General features: G+C 65.3%; 11 protein-coding genes and 2 rRNA genes. 10 read left to right on the top strand and 3 right to left on the bottom strand.

Annotated features, from left to right (window positions below):
* The first annotated feature begins 4 nt into the window (after positions 1 to 4).
* The 3 genes from C8E99_RS06180 to argR are packed head-to-tail and all read left to right on the top strand — an operon-like array spanning position 5 to position 2,918.
* On the top strand, positions 5 to 1,381 hold the full coding sequence (locus C8E99_RS06180; protein WP_115933267.1) for an acetylornithine transaminase: 1,377 nt from the start codon (positions 5 to 7) through the stop codon (positions 1,379 to 1,381).
* Between the two features lie 2 nt (positions 1,382 to 1,383).
* Positions 1,384 to 2,424, top strand: coding sequence for an ornithine carbamoyltransferase (argF, locus tag C8E99_RS06175; protein ID WP_170144536.1), 1,041 nt, complete (start codon positions 1,384 to 1,386; stop codon positions 2,422 to 2,424).
* The gene (gene argR, locus C8E99_RS06170; protein WP_115931552.1) at positions 2,421 to 2,918 is read left to right on the top strand and encodes an arginine repressor; all 498 of its coding nucleotides are present in this window, start codon (positions 2,421 to 2,423) and stop codon (positions 2,916 to 2,918) included. The genes argF and argR overlap by 4 nt, the downstream gene beginning before the upstream one ends.
* A gap of 28 nt (positions 2,919 to 2,946) precedes the next feature.
* Here the strand turns inward: argR and C8E99_RS06165 are convergent, their stop codons facing one another.
* The 3 genes from C8E99_RS06165 to C8E99_RS06155 form a co-directional block, all read right to left on the bottom strand.
* Entirely contained in the window at positions 2,947 to 3,705 is a 759-nt protein-coding gene (locus tag C8E99_RS06165) for a hypothetical protein (protein WP_115931551.1), read from the bottom strand.
* Positions 3,706 to 3,936: 231 nt separating this feature from the next.
* A complete protein-coding gene (gene rpf / locus C8E99_RS06160) occupies positions 3,937 to 4,662 on the bottom strand; it encodes a resuscitation-promoting factor Rpf (protein WP_115931550.1) in 726 nt (241 codons plus the stop codon).
* 241 nt (positions 4,663 to 4,903) lie between these two features.
* Positions 4,904 to 5,362, bottom strand: a complete 459-nt coding sequence (locus C8E99_RS06155; protein ID WP_115931549.1) for an ankyrin repeat domain-containing protein — start codon at positions 5,360 to 5,362, stop codon at positions 4,904 to 4,906.
* A 221-nt stretch (positions 5,363 to 5,583) separates the two neighbouring features.
* Between C8E99_RS06155 and C8E99_RS06150 the strand changes: the two genes are divergently transcribed.
* From C8E99_RS06150 to C8E99_RS06120, 7 genes are all read left to right on the top strand, one after another.
* A complete protein-coding gene (locus tag C8E99_RS06150; protein WP_115931548.1) occupies positions 5,584 to 6,831 on the top strand; it encodes an argininosuccinate synthase in 1,248 nt (415 codons plus the stop codon).
* Between the two features lie 15 nt (positions 6,832 to 6,846).
* Positions 6,847 to 8,328, top strand: coding sequence for an argininosuccinate lyase (gene argH, locus C8E99_RS06145; protein ID WP_115933266.1), 1,482 nt, complete (start codon positions 6,847 to 6,849; stop codon positions 8,326 to 8,328).
* Positions 8,325 to 9,053: a DNA-3-methyladenine glycosylase gene (locus tag C8E99_RS06140; RefSeq protein ID WP_115931547.1), complete on the top strand. Its 729-nt coding sequence runs from the start codon at positions 8,325 to 8,327 to the stop codon at positions 9,051 to 9,053. The genes argH and C8E99_RS06140 overlap by 4 nt, the downstream gene beginning before the upstream one ends.
* Before the next feature lie 136 nt (positions 9,054 to 9,189).
* Entirely contained in the window at positions 9,190 to 11,430 is a 2,241-nt protein-coding gene (locus C8E99_RS06135; protein WP_115933265.1) for a HelD family protein, read from the top strand.
* A gap of 83 nt (positions 11,431 to 11,513) precedes the next feature.
* Positions 11,514 to 12,860: a tyrosine--tRNA ligase gene (gene tyrS, locus C8E99_RS06130; RefSeq protein WP_281269058.1), complete on the top strand. Its 1,347-nt coding sequence runs from the start codon at positions 11,514 to 11,516 to the stop codon at positions 12,858 to 12,860.
* A gap of 776 nt (positions 12,861 to 13,636) precedes the next feature.
* A 16S ribosomal RNA gene (locus C8E99_RS06125) occupies positions 13,637 to 15,163 on the top strand.
* Between the two features lie 607 nt (positions 15,164 to 15,770).
* Positions 15,771 to 18,858: ribosomal RNA gene (locus tag C8E99_RS06120) — 23S ribosomal RNA — on the top strand.
* The 16S and 23S rRNA genes sit together here, the layout of an rRNA operon.
* Positions 18,859 to 19,026 lie beyond the last annotated feature (168 nt).

Genomic DNA, 19,026 nt, shown 5'->3' with positions numbered 1-19,026 from the left:
CATGATGAACGAATCGACCGCTGGCGCCACCGCTGCCACCGCTGCCACGGCACCTGCAGGCTCCACGGCAGCCCCTGCCGCCACCGTAACCGGCGCCCCCTCCCAGGCGGGACTGCTCGGGCGCTATGCCTCCTCGCTGACCGGCGTCTTCGGTGCCCCCAGCCGGGTCCTGGTCCGTGGCGAGGGCGTGCATGTCTGGGATGCCGACGGCCGCAGGTACACGGACTTCCTCGGCGGTATCGCCGTCAACGCGCTCGGCCACGCCCACCCGGCCCTCGTCGCGGCGGTGACCGAGCAGCTCGGCACGCTGGGCCACATCTCCAACCTCTTCACCTCCGGCCCGCAGATCGCCCTCGCCGAGCGGCTGCTGGAGCTGGCCGTGGCCCCTGAGGGGTCCACCGTGTTCTTCGCCAACTCCGGATCCGAGGCCAATGAGGCCGCCCTGAAGCTGGCGCGCCGCCACGGCCGCGAGGATCCCTCCGGGCGCCGCGCCCGGGTCCTGGCCCTGGAGCACAGCTTCCACGGCCGCACCCTCGGCGCCCTGGCCATGACGTGGAAGCCCACGTACCGTGAGCCGTTCGAACCCCTGCCCGGGGGCATCGAGTTCATTCCCGCCGGTGACGCGGCCGCGCTGGAGGCCGCGCTCGATGAGACCGTGGCCGCCGTCATCATCGAACCCGTGCAGGGCGAGTCCGGCGTGCACGGCTGGCCGGCCGGCTACCTGCAGGCCGCCCGGGACCTCACCCGCCGTCACGGCGCGCTGTTGATCTTCGACGAGGTCCAGTCCGGCACCGGCCGCACCGGGACCTGGTTCGCCCACCAGAACCCCGCTGTCACCGGACAGGATGAGCCGGTAGTGCCGGACGCGATGACGCTGGCCAAGGGCCTGGGCGGCGGCGTCCCGATCGGCGCCATGATCAGCTTCGGCCCGCAGGTCTCCGCCTTGCTCACGGCCGGTCAGCACGGCACCACCTTCGGCGGCAACCCCGTCGCCACTGCCGCCGGGCTGGCGGTGCTGGACACGATCGCCCAGACCGGTCTGCTGCAGCACGTCCATGACCTCGGCGCCCGGCTGGCACGCGGGCTCGGCGCCGTGGACGGGGTCACCGCGGTGCGCCAGTACGGCCTGCTCATCGGCGTGGACATCACCGTGCCCTCCGGTGTGGAAACCCCGGTGCCCGACGGCGGTCTGGCACCGGCCGTGGTCCGCGCCGGTCTCGAGGCGGGGTACCTGCTCAACGCCACCGGGCCCTCCACCCTCCGCCTGGCCCCGCCACTCGTCCTGGGGGAGGAGGAGGCCGACCGCCTGGTGGCCGACCTCCCATCGCTCCTGGACGCGGTCCTGCAGGCACACCAGCAACAGCACGATCAGGAGAACTGAGCATGACCCCCAGCACCACGCCGTCCGCGGCACCACTCCGGCACTTCCTCGTCGACACCGACCTCACCGCGGCCGAACAGTCAGAGGTCCTGGACCTGGCGCAGGCCATGAAGGCGGACCGCTACCTGCACCGGCCCCTGGCCGGGCCGCAGACCGGCATCGTGTTCTTCGACAAGACCTCGACCCGGACGCGGGTGTCCTTCGCCGCGGGCATCGCCGACCTCGGCGGGCAGCCCCTGATCGTCAATCCCGGTGAAGCCCAGCTGGGCCACAAGGAGTCCATTGCGGACACCGCCCAGGTGCTGTCCCGGATGGTGTCCGTCATCGTCTGGCGCACATACGCCCAAGCGGGTCTGGAGGAGATGGCCGAGCACGCCACCGTGCCCGTGATCAACGCCCTCTCAGACGACTACCACCCCTGCCAATTGCTGGCCGACCTGTTGACGGTGCGCGAGCACAAGGGGCGCACGGAGGGCTTGGTCATGACCTACCTCGGGGACGCCGCGAACAACATGGCCAACTCATACCTGCTGGCCGGCGTGACCGCAGGGATGCACGTGCGGGTCACGGGCCCCTCGGGATACCTGCCGGACGCGGCCGTGGTAGCGGCCGCCGAGGCCCGTGCCGCCGAGACCGGGGGATCGGTGCTGGTCACGACCGATGCCGCGCAGGCCCTGGACGGCGCCGACGTCGTGGTCACCGACACCTGGATCTCCATGGGCCAGGAAGAGGAGAAGGAGGCCCGGCAGACCCTGTTCCGTGACTACGCCGTGGACGCCCGCGCCATGGCGAAGGCCGCGCCGGATGCGGTGTTCCTGCACTGCCTTCCGGCCTACCGGGGCCTCGAGGTCTCTGCGGAGGTCATCGACGGACCGCAGTCAGTCGTGTTCGACGAGGCCGAGAACCGCCTGCATGCCCAGAAGGCCCTGATGGCCTGGCTGCTCTACCGTTCTGGCCTTGCCACCGCGCCGGCCACCGAGTCGGCTGGTGCGGCGCTCGGGGACGGAAGTGTCTCCACCGCCGGGTCTGCTGACGTCCGATGAGCGCTCCGGCCACGAAGACCGCACGTCAGGCGGCCATCAAGGACGTCCTCGCCGCTACCGACGTGCACAGCCAGGCCGAGCTGCTGGCCGAGCTGAGCGCCCGCGGTGTGTCGGTGACGCAGGGAACGCTGTCCCGTGATCTCGTCGAACTGGGCGCCTACCGGGTGCGCGCTGACAGCGGACAGCTGGTCTACTCGGTTCCGCCGGAGGGGCCGGTGCCGGGCGATCTCGCCGCGCGGCGAGCTCCGGAGGCCCTGGAGCACCGGCTCTCCAGCCTGTGCCGGGACCTGCTGGTGGCGGCTGAATCCAGCGCCAACCTGGTCATTCTCCGGACCCCGCCCGGCGCGGCGCAGTTCCTCGCCAGCGTCATCGACCAGTCACGCCAGCCGGACATCCTCGGCACGATTGCCGGGGATGACACGATCATGATCGTGACGCGTGCGCCGGACGGGGGAGTCGCCGTCGCCGGGCGGTTCCTCGAATACGCGGGGTAGCTCGCGCGGTCCCGCCGAGCGGTCGCGACTAGAGGCCCGGGACGGAGAAGATCGTGTCTTCGGCCGGCATCTCCACCGTCTCCACGGCGTCCCACTCGGAGAAGTCGATCGTGCCGGTGCCGGACGAGGAGTCGGAGGACGCCGAGGGGGAGGCGGACTCGTCGTCGGAGGAAGCCGCTTCGGCCTCGAGGCGGACCAGCTTGTTGTCCTTGGACACGTAGAGGCTCACGGGATCGTCGGAGTCCTCGGTGCTGCCGGTGTACTTGTAGACCTCTTCGCCGTTCAGGTCGACGGCTTCGGACGTGTACTCGGAGTCACTGAACTCATCGGATGAGGGAATGTCCTCGGTGAAGGCATCCCACAGGGTGGACATGGTGAAACCGCCCTGTTCGGCGGGCATCTCCAGCCACTTGTCGCCCACCATCTCCTGCAGCTGGGCGCCGCCCCCGTTCTCCTCGTAGAAGGCGGTGTTCGGCTTCATGTAGGTGTACTCGTCATTGCCGAGGATCTCGACCGAGACGTCCCCCATGGCCACGTTGCCGGAGTAGGACGAATCGTCGATCTGACCGGAGATGGACACGGTCATGTCCTGGTCGCCCTGGCTCACGCTGCCGTCGACGGCCACGGAGGTCGCGTCCTGGATCGAGGCGTGGGCCTCGGGCCACACGTCCTCCAGTGCCGGAACGCCGGAGCCGGCGCAGCCGGCCAGGGTCAGGGCTGCAGTGGCGCCCAGTGCGGTGATGCCCAGGGCGCGGAGCGGCTGGCGCTGGGTGGTGGTGATGCTCATCGGCATAGAGGTCCCCCTCGAGACTGTTGATCCGGTGATGTCCGGCCGCAGGGTGCGACAGGGCGAAACGATCACGGGTCAAGCCAGCCTATCGGCGTCCGGCACCAACGCAGAACGCGTTGGATGGGGAGTACTCCCCATCCAACGCGTTCGTTGTGCTGCTGGCGGCCGGCGTGGACCACTGGTCCGTCCGGTGCCGTCAGCCGGTGCTAGAGATCTGAACCGTCAGGATCAGGCCGGCAGGTGCAGGGTCTGGCCGACGAAGATCAGGTTGGCATCAGACACGGTGTCGGCGTTGGCCGCGTACAGGGCCTCCCAGCCGCCGTCGACCCCGTGGGCCTCTGCCAGCTTGTACATGGTGTCGCCGGCCTGGACGGTGATGGTCTCGTCCGACTGCTCGACCGGGGAAACGGCGGAGGCGCGCTCCTCCTGGACCGGAGCCTGCTGCTGCGGTGCCTGCTGCTTCGGCTCGGCCTGCTTCTTCTCGACCTTCGGAGCGCTCTGCTTCTTCTCGACCTTCGGAGCGGCCTCCTGGGTCTGGGAAGAGGTCTCGGCCGACTGGGTGGTGACCTCGGCGCTGCCGCCGTTGCCGTAGAGGCCCAGCTTGGCGGAGCAGGCAGGCCAGGCGCCCCAACCCTGCATGGAGAGCAGGTTCTCGGCCACGCGGATCTGCTCGGCCTTGGAGGCCTGGTGCGGCATGCCGGAGCCGCCGGCGGCGCTCCAGGAGCTCGGCGAGAACTGCAGGCCGCCGTAGTAGCCGTTGCCGGTGTTGATGGACCAGTTGCCGCCGGACTCACACTGGGCCAGGGAGTCCCAGCTGGAGGCCGGGGCGGCGGTGGCGGGTGCGGAGAGGGCGGTCAGGCCGGCGCCGGCGACAGCAACGCCGGCGAGGCCTGCGGCCGAGCGGCGGATGATGGTGCGGCGAGTGGACTGGGAGGCAGTGGAAGTCTTCTGCATGGTTTTTTGGGGTTTCGGCCCACCACTGCTCAGGTCGTCCCCGACCGTCCATGCAGCACCGTCCGCCGTCCGCGATGGATTTCACGGCACGGGGTTCCCAAGGGACGGTGCAGGTGGGGGAACTCCGCAGGCTTCCTGCCAGATCACGAAAGGATCACGAAGCAGGACTAGGTCCAGTGAAAGGCATCAGAACGATAACGTCAAATTATCCTCGCTGTTCGGAGTGATTCTCATCCTGCTCTCATGCGCGGAGCTCGGGATCGTCCAGGAGTGCCCGCATGGAATCGAGCCCGAACATGTCGACGGCGGCGCGGGCACTCACGGGGCCTTCGTCCGGGTCCGCACCGGCTGCCAGGAGCGCCCGCACCGACTCCTCGTTCTGCACGAAGACTGCGCAGGACAGGGCTGACTGTCCGCGGCCGTTGAGCCGATGCACGTCGGCGCCCCGCCTGATCAGGGCCGTCACCAGTCCCGGATGGTTGTTGTAGGTCGCGAGGATCAACAGGGTGTCGCCCTTGTGGTTGGCGAGGTCGACAGGGACGCCTTGGTCGAGGACGGGCAGCAGGCGGTCGCCGTCTCCGGCGCGGGCCAAGTCGAAGAGGGAGTTCAGGAATTCCAGCTCCTCGTCGGTCAGTTCCGGCGTGCTGTTCGCTGTCGGCTGGTCGTCGGACTGGTTGGCGTGTGGGGTATCGCTCGTCATGGCACCAGATTACGGTGAGAGCACGGCGTCGTGGAGGAACTCCTGGGGGAGGATCGGCGCGGTCTGCCCGCCATCGAAGGGTGGTTCGGCATGCGCTGCATAAATATGTAGACTCTTGCATAGAGCAGGCCGGCCGTTCCGTACGCGGTGCGCGGCCCCGTGGCAGGCACCATCGCAGGCGGCAACGCCGGCACTATCGCAGGCAATAGAAGGAGTACGCAATGACAGAGCGCATCGTCTTGGCCTATTCGGGCGGACTGGATACGTCGGTGGCCATCGGTTGGATCAGCGAGGCCACGGGTGCCGAGGTGATCGCCGTGGCCGTGGACGTGGGTCAGGGCGGCGAGGATCTGGAGACCATCCGCCAGCGCGCCCTCGACTGCGGTGCCGTCGAGGCCTATGTCGCGGATGCCCGGGACGAGTTCGCCGAGCAGTACTGCATGCCCACACTCAAGGCCAACGGCCTGTACATGGATGCCTATCCGCTGGTCTCGGCTATCTCTCGGCCGGTCATCGTGCGCCACCTGGTCGCCGCCGCCCGCCAGTTCGGGGCCTCCACCGTGGCCCACGGCTGCACCGGCAAGGGCAATGACCAGGTGCGCTTCGAGGTCGGCATCCAGACCCTGGGCCCGGACCTCAAGTGCATCGCGCCGGTCCGGGACCTCGCCCTGACCCGGGACAAGGCCATCGAGTATGCCGAGCGTCATGAGCTGCCGATCGTCACCACGAAGAAGAACCCCTTCTCGATCGACCAGAACGTCTGGGGCCGTGCCGTGGAGACCGGCTTCCTCGAGGACATCTGGAACGGACCGACCAAGGACGTCTACGACTACTCGGACGACCCGGCCTTCCCGCCGGCCCCGGACGTGGTCACCGTGACCTTCGACCAGGGCGTGCCCACCGCCCTGGACGGCCGTTCTCTCTCCGCGTTGCAGATCATCGAGGAGATGAACCGCCGCGCCGGCGCCCAGGGCATCGGTCGCATCGATATCGTCGAGGATCGCCTGGTCGGCATCAAGTCCCGTGAGATCTACGAGGCCCCCGGCGCGATGGCGCTCATGACCGCCCACCGGGAACTGGAGAACGTGACGCTCGAGCGCGAGCAGGCCCGCTTCAAGAAGACCGTGGACCAGCGCTGGACCGAGATCGTCTATGACGGCCAGTGGTTCTCCCCGCTGAAGAAGAACCTGGACACCTTCGTGGACGAGACCCAGAAGTACGTCTCCGGCGACATCCGCATGGAGATGCACGGCGGCCGCGCCACCGTGCAGGGACGCCGCTCCGACACCGGCCTGTACGACTTCAGCCTGGCCACCTACGACGAGGGCGATGCCTTCGACCAGTCCTCAGCCCGCGGGTTCATCGACATCTACGGCCTGTCCTCGAAGGTCGCCACCGAACGCGACGAGCGCGTGGCCGGGGACGTGGACTCGCTGTCCGACGTCGCCCAGCTCTCGAACGAGAGCTGAGCCGTGCCAGAGAACGTGTCGGAGAACCACCCGGGCTCCGAGGCCGCAGGACGGCCCGGGCCGGCGGAACGCCACGGCACCAACGAGGGCTCATTGTGGGGCGGCCGGTTCGCCGGCGGTCCCGCCGATGCCCTTGCGGCGTTGAGCAAGTCCACCGACTTCGACTGGCGGCTGGCCCGGTATGACATCGCCGGATCCCGGGCCCACGCCCGGGTGCTGCAGGAGGCCGGCCTGCTCGATGACGGAGAGCTCCGGGGCATGCTGGCCGCCCTCGACCGCCTGGAGGACGATGTCGTCTCGGGTGCCTATGTCGCCTCCGAGGCGGATGAGGACGTGCACGGCTCCCTGGAGCGTGGACTCATCGAGCGGGCCGGGCCGGAGTTGGGCGGCAAGCTCCGCGCCGGCCGGTCCCGCAACGACCAGATCGCCACGCTGGGCCGGATGTTCCTGCGCGACCACGCTCGGGTCATCGCCGCCCGCCTGGTGGAGACGATCGACGCCCTGGTGGCCCAGGCCGAGGCGCACCCGTACGCGCCGATGCCCGGCCGGACGCACCTGCAGCACGCGCAACCGGTGCTGCTGAGCCATCATCTGCTGGCCCATGCCTGGGCGATGGCCCGGGACGTGGAACGCTTCGTGGACTGGGACCGCCGTGCGGCCGTGTCGCCCTACGGCTCGGGTGCCCTGGCCGGGTCCTCGCTCGGGCTGGATCCGAACGCGGTCGCCACCGAGCTCGGATTCGACTCCGCGGCCTGGAACTCGATCGACGGCACCGCCGCCCGGGACGTCTTCGCGGAGTTCGCCTGGGTGAGTGCCATGGTCGGCGTGGACCTGTCCCGTATCAGTGAGGAGATCATCTTCTGGGCCACCAAGGAGGCCGGCTTCGTCACCCTGGACGATGCCTACTCCACCGGCTCCTCGATCATGCCGCAGAAGAAGAACCCGGACGTCGCCGAACTGGCGCGCGGCAAGTCCGGGCGCCTGATCGGCAACCTGACCGGGCTGCTGGCGACCCTCAAGGGGCTGCCGCTGGCGTACAACCGTGACCTGCAGGAGGACAAGGAGCCGGTCTTCGATGCCGCGGACACCCTGGAGCTGTTGCTGCCCGCGGTCTCCGGGATGATCGCGACGCTGACCTTCAACACGGAGAAGATGGCAGAGCTGGCGCCGCAGGGATTCGCCCTGGCCACGGACATCGCGGAATGGCTGGTCCGCCAGGGCGTGCCGTTCCGCGAGGCCCACGAGCTGTCCGGCGAGGCGGTCAAGCTGGCCGAGTCCCGTGGCGCGGAGTTGTGGGACCTCACGGACGAGGACTATGCCTCCATCTCCCCGGCGCTGACCCCGGAGGTCCGCACGGTCCTGTCCACCGAGGGCTCACTCAACTCCCGCAGCGCGCAGGGCGGCACCGCCCCGGTGGCCGTCGCGGCGCAGCTGTCCGAGCTCAAGTCCCAGCTGGAACCGCTGCGCGCCTTCGGGGACTCCTCGGTCCTTCCGTGACCCTGAGAGGACTGGAGCCCCTGGAACGCGGGAGCCTGCACGCGGCACCGCTGCTGCTGGGCTCCACGCTGACCGTCGCCCGTCAGGGGGCGCCGGTCAGCGTGCGCCTGACGGAGGTCGAGGCCTACGAAGGCGCCCGCGACCCCGGTTCGCACGGCTTCCGGGGGCGCACCGCCCGCACGGCCACCATGTTCGGGCCGGTCGGTCACATCTACGTGTACTTCACCTACGGGATGCACTGGTGCGTGAACATCGTGTGCGGTCCGGAGGGAACCAGCTCGGGTGTGCTGTTGCGCGCCGGCGAGGTGGTCTCGGGGATGGACACCGCCCTCGAGCGCCGCGGCGCCGGTGCCGAGGCCGGTCCTGCAGGCCGCCACCGACCGGCCAGGACCGCCCGACAACTGGCCTCCGGCCCGGCCCGCCTGGCCCAGGCACTGGGCATCGGGGCCGGCGACGACGGCTCAGCCCTGCTCCTCGGTCCGGCACCCGGCCAGGGGCTGGACCCGTCCCCGGGGCAGCCGGCGCCGGACGGGATCTGGTTGTCCGGACTGCGGTCCCGACGCCGGCCGGGGACCCTGAGCGGTCCACGCACCGGGGTCTCCGGCGAGGGTGGCGGACCGGACTACCCGTGGCGTTTCTGGCTGCCGGATGAGCCCTCGGTGTCTCCCTACCGGGCGGCCAAGCCCCGGCGTCGTCGGGAGAGCCGGGAAGAGAGACGGGATTAATACGGCGTTCACTCCAACGGCTGTACCATGGATGGTCACTCGTTCCGAAGTGCCCAGGGGTTCTGGCGGATTCGTCGGACCCTTCGGGCACCATCGATAGCCCTAAGGTGTGCAAGGCATGACTGATGTGGTTCCGATCCACCAGACCGAACTGGAGCATGAGCGCGAATACGTCGCCGGGCTCTATGAGCGCCTGGACGAACTGCGTGCTGAGAAGGAACGTCAACTGGCCCGCGTCCGCAAGGACGGCCCGCAGGGCTCGGTGCAGAACGTCTCCGAGCGTGATGCGTTCGCCAGCCTCTACGAGGACCGCCTCGCCCAGCTCTACGCCGTCGACGACCGGCTGGTGTTCGGCCGCCTGGACATGGACGAAGGCGATGAACGCTACATCGGGCGCATCGGCCTGACGGACGAGGACCAGGTCCGGCTCATGGTCGACTGGAGGGCCCCCGAGGCCGGAGCCTTCTACCAGGCCACCGCCCATCAACGGCTGGGGGTGCGCCGCCGCCGCCACCTGATGCTGCGCGGTCGCACCGTGGCCGATCTCGAGGACGACGTCCTGGACGCCACGCTGCTGGACGATGAATCGACCCATCACGGCGCCGGTGCCCTCCTGGCGGCCGTCACGGCCCGGCGCACCGGCCAGATGGGTGACATCGTCGCCACCATCCAGGCCGAACAGGACGCCATCATCCGCTCGCCCCTCAAGGGCGTGCTGGTGGTACAGGGCGGTCCCGGCACCGGCAAGACGGCCGTGGCCCTGCACCGCGCCGCCTACCTGCTCTACACCCACCGCGAACGGTTGAAGACGGCGGGCGTGCTGCTCGTGGGGCCATCCCAGTCGTTCATGCGCTACATCGACCGCGTGCTGCCCTCCCTCGGCGAGACCGGCGTGGTCATGTCCTCCCTCGGCCGGCTGATGCCCGGAATCAAGGCCGTCCCCGAGACGGACCGGCGCGTCGCGAAGGTGAAGGGCCGGCTGTTCATGGCCGAGGTGGTGGCCAACGCCGTGGCCAATCGCCAGCGCCTCCCGGACGGGCCGCGCCGGGTGGACGTCGGCGGGACCACCCTGACCATCCGCCCGAAGCAGGTCCGCCGTGCTCGCGACCGGGCCCGGGCCACGGGCAAGCCGCACAATGAGGCCCGCACCACGTTCGTCAAGATCATGGTGCGCGAGCTCGCCGACCAGTTGAAGGACAAGCTGGAGAAGTCCTCCGGAGTGGGCAACAACATCGATCGCGCCTACCTCTCCGAGGACGTCCGCACGTCTCGGGACGTGCGCATCGCCCTCAACCTGTGCTGGATGCCGCTGACCCCGGAGAAGCTCCTCACGGACCTGTTCTCTCATCCTGGACACCTGGAGATGGCCGCCCCGTTCCTCAAGGCGAAACACCGGCGCCGCCTGCTGCGTGCGGCCGACGCTCCTTGGACCGAGGCGGACGTCCCGCTGCTGGACGAGGCAGCCGAGTTGTTGGGGGAGTGGGACGCCAGCGCCGGCCGTCATCAGGCCACCCAGCAGGCCGACCGCAAACGGGACGTGGCCAACGCGGAGGCCACCCTGGAGAACGTCCACGCCATGCTCGAGGACTTCGGGGTGGACGGCGTGGTCTCCGCCGAGGCCCTGGCTGACGCCAACCAGGCCGGGGACCACTACGTCTCCGCTGCCGAGCGGGCCGCCACGGATCGCACCTGGACCTACGGACACGTGGTGGTCGACGAGTCTCAGGAACTCTCGCCCATGCAGTGGCGGTTGCTCATGCGCCGCTGCCCGCTGAAGTCGTTCACCATCGTCGGGGATATCGCCCAGGCCTCCTCGGCGGCCAACGTGACGTCCTGGGCCGAAGCCCTCGAGCCGTTCGTCCTGGACCGCTGGCACCTGGAGGAACTGACGGTGAACTACCGCACCCCGGCCAAGATCACCCGGCTGGCCGCACGCGTGGCCCAGGAGGCCGGCCTGCCGGTGTCCAACCCGCAAGCCGTGCGCGAGGGGGATTGGGAGCCGACGGTCAGCCGGGTGGCCCCTGAGGACCGGCAGGATGCCCTGTTGTCCGGCATCGCCGAAGACCTGGAACGGATCGACGGCGGCCTGCTCGCCGTGATCGCACCCGTCTCCCTCGAAGGCCAGATCACCACCATGCTGCGGGCGAAGTACGGCGATCGGGTCGGCTCCGGCGGCGGGGGACTGGGCCAGGACATCGTGGCCACCACCCCCGGCGAGGCCAAGGGGCTGGAATTCGACGCGGTCGTACTGCTCGAGCCAGCCCAGATCGTGGCGGAGGCCGGCGGTATCGTCGGCGACCTCTATGTGGCCATGACCCGGTCCACCCAGACACTGCGGATCCTGGCCACCGGCGAACTGCCGGCCGGGCTGGAGTAGCCGCCGGGCCGGCGTCGGGCCCTCACCGCCACCGACGTACCCGCTGACCCTGACGCATCGACACTCCCCGAGAGGCCCTTCCCGTGACCAGCACGTCCACCACCGGTGCCCCCACCGTGAACCCGGCCCTGGCCGGACAGACCAATGACCCGTCCTTCCCCACCCTCTGGCAGGAACTGCAGTGGCGCGGCCTCGTCCACGTCTCCACGGACGAGGCCGCCTTGGAGGAGTTGCTCGACGGCGATCCGGTCACCTACTACTGCGGTTTCGACCCCACGGCGCCGTCGCTGCACCTGGGCAACCTGGTGCAGATCCTGCTGTTGCGCCGGCTCCAGCTGGCCGGCCACAAGCCCCTGGGGCTGGTGGGCGGCTCCACCGGCCTGATCGGTGACCCGCGGCAGACGGCCGAACGTGTACTGAACGACCGGGACACCGTCACCGAATGGGTCGGGTACCTGCGCGGACAGATCGAGCGCTTCCTGTCCTTCGAGGGGGACAACGCCGCGCGCATGGTCAACAACCTGGATTGGACCGGTCAGCTGAGTGCCCTGGATTTCCTGCGGGACGTGGGCAAGCACTTCCGGGTGGGCACCATGGTCAAGAAGGAGACCGTGGCCAAGCGCCTGAACTCGGACGAGGGGATCTCCTACACGGAGTTCTCCTACCAGGTCCTGCAGGGGATGGACTTCTTGAACCTGTACCGCGACTACGGCTGCCTGCTGCAGACGGGCGGTTCGGACCAATGGGGCAACCTGACCTCGGGGACGGACCTGATCCGCAAGGTCGAGGGCGTCTCCGCCCATGCCATCGGCACACCGCTGATCACCAATTCGGACGGGACCAAGTTCGGAAAGTCGGAGGGCAACGCCATCTGGCTGGACGCCCGGATGTGCTCGCCGTACACGTTCTACCAGTTCTGGCTGAACACCGCGGACGCGGACGTGCTCGACCGCCTGAAGGTCTTCACCTTCCTCACCCGCGAGCAGATCGAGGAGCTCGAGGCCAAGGTTCGTGAGGAGCCCTTCCGCCGTGAGGCGCAGAAGACCCTCGCCTGGGAGGTCACGTCCCTCGTTCACGGGGAGGAGGCCACCCGTAAGGTCATCGACGCCTCGGCGGCGATCTTCGGCCAGGGGGATCTGGCCTCAGTGGACGAGTCCACCCTTGCGGCGGCCACCGCCGAGCTTCCGACGGCGGCCGCGGGCTTGGGAACGCAGGGTCCCGTGGGCATCGTGGACCTGCTGGTCTCCACCGGCTTGTCGGCCTCCAATTCGGAGGCACGTCGCACGGTCAACGACGGCGGTGCCTCGGTGAACAACGTCAAGGTCACCGATCTGGAGGCCATCTTTGGGACGGACGACGCCCTGCACGGGAAGTACCTCCTGGTGCGCCGGGGCAAGAAGAACATGGCTCTGGTGGATCTGACCGCCTGACCACCAGCCCACCAGCCTGCTTGATCACCCGCGCCTCGAACGCGCGACGGGCCACCTCCCGAACAGTAGGACGGTGCCCCACCGACTGGCCGCTCCCTCACCGAGGGGGCGGCCAGATCCATCTCGGAACAGTCCGGGACGCCGGGGAGACCTGCCTCACACCCTGATGGCACTTCGAGTCGCGATCCTGGAAATACCCCGGAATCTCGCGCATCCGAGGCCGTGGAAGGGCGCCCGGGGCGGATTTTGCGGCCACGCGAATCCGTGTGTATAGTTCTTCAAGTCGCCAGCCGCGAAAGCGGAAAATCAGGTGGCCACCCCGAACTGAAATGCAGGCCTAGACTACTGCGCCCTTCAAGGTGTAACGTCAAGGTCCCGCATGAAGAACGGGCCATGCAGGAAGAAGTGATTGAGCCCCTGAGCGGCCGTCGCGGATCGCCTGGATGGATATAACCGAAGAACTGAGATTTGATTCGAAGAAATCGCCGGAAACGCCGATTTGACGGGATGAAATCGAAGGGATAAGGTTGAGAACCGCGGATGAGAAAAGCCGGAAAGCGGCCCAAAGAATTGGGTTTATCTGGTCAGTACTTATTACGTACCTGTTGTTTGAGAACTCAATAGTGTGCCAAGTTTGTTGATGCCAATTTTTTGAATTGGTTGATTGGTTGCTGGGACACACCCCGTGTGTTTGCAGTGACTTTTTGCCATGGATTCTTGGGTGGCATGTGGGTCTGGTTTTCCGCCGGGTCTGTGTGTTGTCCGCTTTTTGTTTTTTTACGGAGAGTTTGATCCTGGCTCAGGATGAACGCTGGCGGCGTGCTTAACACATGCAAGTCGAACGCTGAAGCTCCAGCTTGCTGGGGTGGATGAGTGGCGAACGGGTGAGTAACACGTGAGTAACCTTCCCTTGACTCTGGGATAAGCCCGGGAAACTGGGTCTAATACCGGATACGACCTCCTATCGCATGGTGGGGGGTGGAAAGATTTATCGGTTTTGGATGGACTCGCGGCCTATCAGCTTGTTGGTGAGGTAATGGCTCACCAAGGCGACGACGGGTAGCCGGCCTGAGAGGGTGACCGGCCACACTGGGACTGAGACACGGCCCAGACTCCTACGGGAGGCAGCAGTGGGGAATATTGCACAATGGGCGCAAGCCTGATGCAGCGACGCCGCGTGAGGGATGACGGCCTTCGGGTTGTAAACCTCTTTCAGTAGGGAAGAAGCTTTCGGGTGACGGTACCTGCAGAAGAAGCGCCGGCTAACTACGTGCCAGCAGCCGCGGTAATACGTAGGGCGCGAGCGTTATCCGGAATTATTGGGCGTAAAGAGCTCGTAGGCGGTTTGTCGCGTCTGCCGTGAAAGTCCGGGGCTTAACCCCGGATCTGCGGTGGGTACGGGCAGACTAGAGTGCAGTAGGGGAGACCGGAATTCCTGGTGTAGCGGTGAAATGCGCAGATATCAGGAGGAACACCGATGGCGAAGGCAGGTCTCTGGGCTGTTACTGACGCTGAGGAGCGAAAGCATGGGGAGCGAACAGGATTAGATACCCTGGTAGTCCATGCCGTAAACGTTGGGCACTAGGTGTGGGGGACATTCCACGTTTTCCGCGCCGCAGCTAACGCATTAAGTGCCCCGCCTGGGGAGTACGGCCGCAAGGCTAAAACTCAAAGGAATTGACGGGGGCCCGCACAAGCGGCGGAGCATGCGGATTAATTCGATGCAACGCGAAGAACCTTACCAAGGCTTGACATGTTCCCGACCGGGCCAGAGATGGTCTTTCCCCTTTGGGGCGGGTTCACAGGTGGTGCATGGTTGTCGTCAGCTCGTGTCGTGAGATGTTGGGTTAAGTCCCGCAACGAGCGCAACCCTCGTTCCATGTTGCCAGCGGGTTATGCCGGGGACTCATGGGAGACTGCCGGGGTCAACTCGGAGGAAGGTGGGGACGACGTCAAATCATCATGCCCCTTATGTCTTGGGCTTCACGCATGCTACAATGGCCGGTACAATGGGTTGCGATACTGTGAGGTGGAGCTAATCCCAAAAAGCCGGTCTCAGTTCGGATTGGGGTCTGCAACTCGACCCCATGAAGTCGGAGTCGCTAGTAATCGCAGATCAGCAACGCTGCGGTGAATACGTTCCCGGGCCTTGTACACACCGCCCGTCAAGTCACGAAAGTCGGTAACACCCGAAGCCGGTGGCCCAACCCTTGTGGGGGGAGCCGTCGAAGGTGGGACTGGCGATTGGGACTAAGTCGTAACAAGGTAGCCGTACCGGAAGGTGCGGCTGGATCACCTCCTTTCTAAGGAGCCCCTTAGCTATCAGGCCTGCAGATCTTTGTGTTTGTGGGTGTGTGGTTCAGGTGTAGTGCTCGTAGCGGCCCCGTTCGTGGGTCGGCGAGTTGCTCATGGGTGGAACATCAACGAATAGTGCCCTGGCCGTACCGGCTGGTGGTCGTAGTACTGCGTCTGGAATGGGCGTCTTGGGTGTTGCCCGGGATGTCGCGCCGTCGTGTGGAAGGACTGCTGGTTTGGATGGGTTGGGGTGTTGGCACACTGTTGGGTCCTGGGACAACAGGACCGGCTGCTCGTGCAGCGCATGATCGTCTCCCTTTGTTGGGGGGTGGTGGTGTGGTGTGGGGTGGTTGTTCCGGGCCTGTGGTCTGGTTCCGGCCATGCTGAAGCATTGACTCCTTTTGTGGGTTGGTGTGGGAGGTGTGGTGCGGGTTGTTGTTTGGGAACTGCATAGTGGACGCGAGCATCTTATTTTTATTGCTGCCGCATATCGCCCCCTGGTGGTGTGTGGTGGCGCCGAGAATGTAGTCATCTTTTGATACACCCGTTGTTGACCTCCTGCTTTTGGTGGGTGGTTGGTGGTGGGTGTTGCTCATTGAGGGCTTGGCCTTGTGTGGCTAAGTTTTTCAGGGCGCATGGTGGATGCCTTGGCAACAGGAGCCGATGAAGGACGTGGGAATCTGCGATAAGCCTGGAGGAGTCGATAACCGGACGTTGATTCCAGGATTTCCGAATGGGGGAACCCCGCACACCTACGAGTGTGTGACCGCCGGTTGAACACATAGGCCGGTTGGAGGGAACGCAGGGAAGTGAAACATCTCAGTACCTGCAGGAAGAGAAAACAAAAGTGATTCCGTGAGTAGTGGCGAGCGAAAGCGGATGGGGCTAAACCGTTCACGTGTGATACCCGGCAGGGGTTGCGTGGTCGGGGTTGTGGGCCCTTTCGTCCCAGGTCTGCCGGCTTGGGGTGGTGAGGAGCGGGCGTATATGCGAACAGCTTTGGATGGCTGACCGTAGAGGGTGAGAGTCCCGTAGTGCGAATGCGTACCGCCGCTTAGAGAGTGTGCCCGAGTAGCACGGGGCCCGAGAAATCCCGTGTGAATCTGCCAGGACCACCTGGTAAGCCTGAATACTACCTGTTGACCGATAGCGGATCAGTACCGTGAGGGAATGGTGAAAAGCACCCCGGGAGGGGAGTGAAATAGTACCTGAAACCATGTGCCTACAATCCGTCGGAGCCTTGAGGGGTGACGGCGTGCCTTTTGAAGAATGAGCCTGCGAGTTAGTGCTGTGTCGCAAGGTTAACCCGTGTGGGGAAGCCGTAGCGAAAGCGAGTCTGAATAGGGCGTTTGAGTGGCACGGTCTAGACCCGAAGCGGAGTGATCTACCCATGGCCAGGTTGAAGCGCGTGTAAGAGCGCGTGGAGGACCGAACCCACTTCAGTTGAAAATGGAGGGGATGAGCTGTGGGTAGGGGTGAAAGGCCAATCAAACTCCGTGATAGCTGGTTCTCCCCGAAATGCATTTAGGTGCAGCGTCACGTGTTTCTTCCCGGAGGTAGAGCTACTGGATGGCAGATGGGCCCTACAAGGTTACTGACGTCAGCCAAACTCCGAATGCCGGGAAGTGAGAGCGTGGCAGTGAGACCGTGGGGGATAAGCTTCATGGTCGAGAGGGAAACAGCCCAGACCACCGGTTAAGGCCCCTAAGCGTGTGCTAAGTGGGAAAGGATGTGGAGTTGCTGTGACAACCAGGAGGTTGGCTTAGAAGCAGCCACCCTTGAAAGAGTGCGTAATAGCTCACTGGTCAAGTGATTCCGCGCCGACAATGTAGCGGGGCTCAAGCACACCGCCGAAACCGTGGCATTCAACGTAAGTTGGGTGGGTAGGGGAGCGTCGTGTACGAGGTGAAGCCGGGGCGTAAGCGTCGGTGGATTGTGCACGAGTGAGAATGCAGGCATGAGTAGCGAAAGACGGGTGAGAAACCCGTCCGCCGGATGACCAAGGGTTCCAGGGTCAAGCTAATCTGCCCTGGGTAAGTCGGGACCTAAGGCGAGGCCGACAGGCGTAGTCGATGGACAACGGGTTGATATTCCCGTACCGGCGAAGAACCGCCCATGCTGAGTCGGTGATACTAACCGCCCGAACCTGCCTGGATCCCCTTCGGGGGACGTGGTAGGGGAGCGCGGGACCTGAACCGATAAGGCAAGCGTATTAACAGGTGTGACGCAGGAAGGTAGCCGGGCCAGGCAATGGAATTGACCTGGTCCAAGGGTGTAGGGTGTCTGGTTGGCAAATCCGCCAGGCGTGTGCCTGAGACCCGATAGGCCCCCACTAGGTGGGGGATCCGGTGATCCTATGCTGCCAAGAAAAGCATCGACGCGAGGTTCTAGCCGCCCGTACCCCAAACCGACACAGGTGGTCAGGTAGAGAATACTAAGGCGATCGAGAGAATCATGGTTAAGGAACTCGGCAAAATGCCCCCGTAACTTCGGGAGAAGGGGGGCCCTGAGCCTGAAGCACACTTGCTGTGTGGAGGGTGTATGGGCCGCAGAGACCAGGGGGAAGCGACTGTTTATCAAAAACACAGGTCCGTGCGAAGTCGCAAGACGATGTATACGGACTGACTCCTGCCCGGTGCTGGAAGGTTAAGAGGACCGGTTAGCTCTCACGAGCGAAGCTGAGAATTTAAGCCCCAGTAAACGGCGGTGGTAACTATAACCATCCTAAGGTAGCGAAATTCCTTGTCGGGTAAGTTCCGACCTGCACGAATGGAGTAACGACTTCCCCGCTGTCTCAACTGTGAACTCGGCGAAATTGCACTACGAGTAAAGATGCTCGTTACGCGCAGAAGGACGGAAAGACCCCGAGACCTTTACTATAGTTTGGTATTGGTGTTCGGTGTGGCTTGTGTAGGATAGGTGGGAGACGTTGAAGCATGGACGCTAGTTCGTGTGGAGTCATCGTTGAAATACCACTCTGGTCACTCTGGACATCTAACTTCGGCCCGTGATCCGGGTCAGGGACAGTGCCTGATGGGTAGTTTAACTGGGGCGGTTGCCTCCCAAAATGTAACGGAGGCGCCCAAAGGTCCCCTCAGCCTGGTTGGCAATCAGGTGTCGAGTGCAAGTGCACAAGGGGGCTTGACTGTGAGAGCGACAGCTCGAGCAGGGACGAAAGTCGGGACTAGTGATCCGGCGGCCCGTTGTGGAACGGCCGTCGCTCAACGGATAAAAGGTACCTCGGGGATAACAGGCTGATCTTGCCCAAGAGTCCATATCGACGGCATGGTTTGGCACCTCGATGTCGGCTCGTCGCATCCTGGGGCTGGAGTAGGTCCCAAGGGTTGGGCTGTTCGCCCATTAAAGCGGTACGCGAGCTGGGTTCAGAACGTCGTGAGACAGTTCGGTCCCTATCCTCTGCGCGCGCAGGAAATTTGAGAAGGTCTGTCCTTAGTACGAGAGGACCGGGACGGACGAACCTCTGGTATGTCAGTTGTACCGCCAGGTGCACCGCTGATTAGCTACGTTCGGGAAGGATAACCGCTGAAAGCATCTAAGCGGGAAGCCAGCTTCGAGATGAGATTTCCACGACCTTCGGGTCGGGAGGCCCCCAGCAGATCACTGGGTTGATAGGCCGGACGTGGAAGCAAGGACTAACGACTTGTGAAGCCGACCGGTACTAATAGGCCGATAACTTATACACACAAGCATCTCTCATACACGCTTCAAAGGGTATGAGAGGGCCAGATGCGTAGCGTCCACTATGCGGTTGCGGAACAACAACCAACCGAACCACCACCCCGGCACGGGACCATCATCGATGGGACAGTGCGGACGGGGCGGAAAAACTGAACAGTGCAACAAGGTAAGT

Source organism: Citricoccus muralis (assembly GCF_003386075.1).
Taxonomy (GTDB): Bacteria; Actinomycetota; Actinomycetes; order Actinomycetales; family Micrococcaceae; genus Citricoccus; species Citricoccus muralis.
Note: the sequence above shows the minus strand (reverse complement) of the source record. Positions and strands in the feature narration are given on the sequence as shown.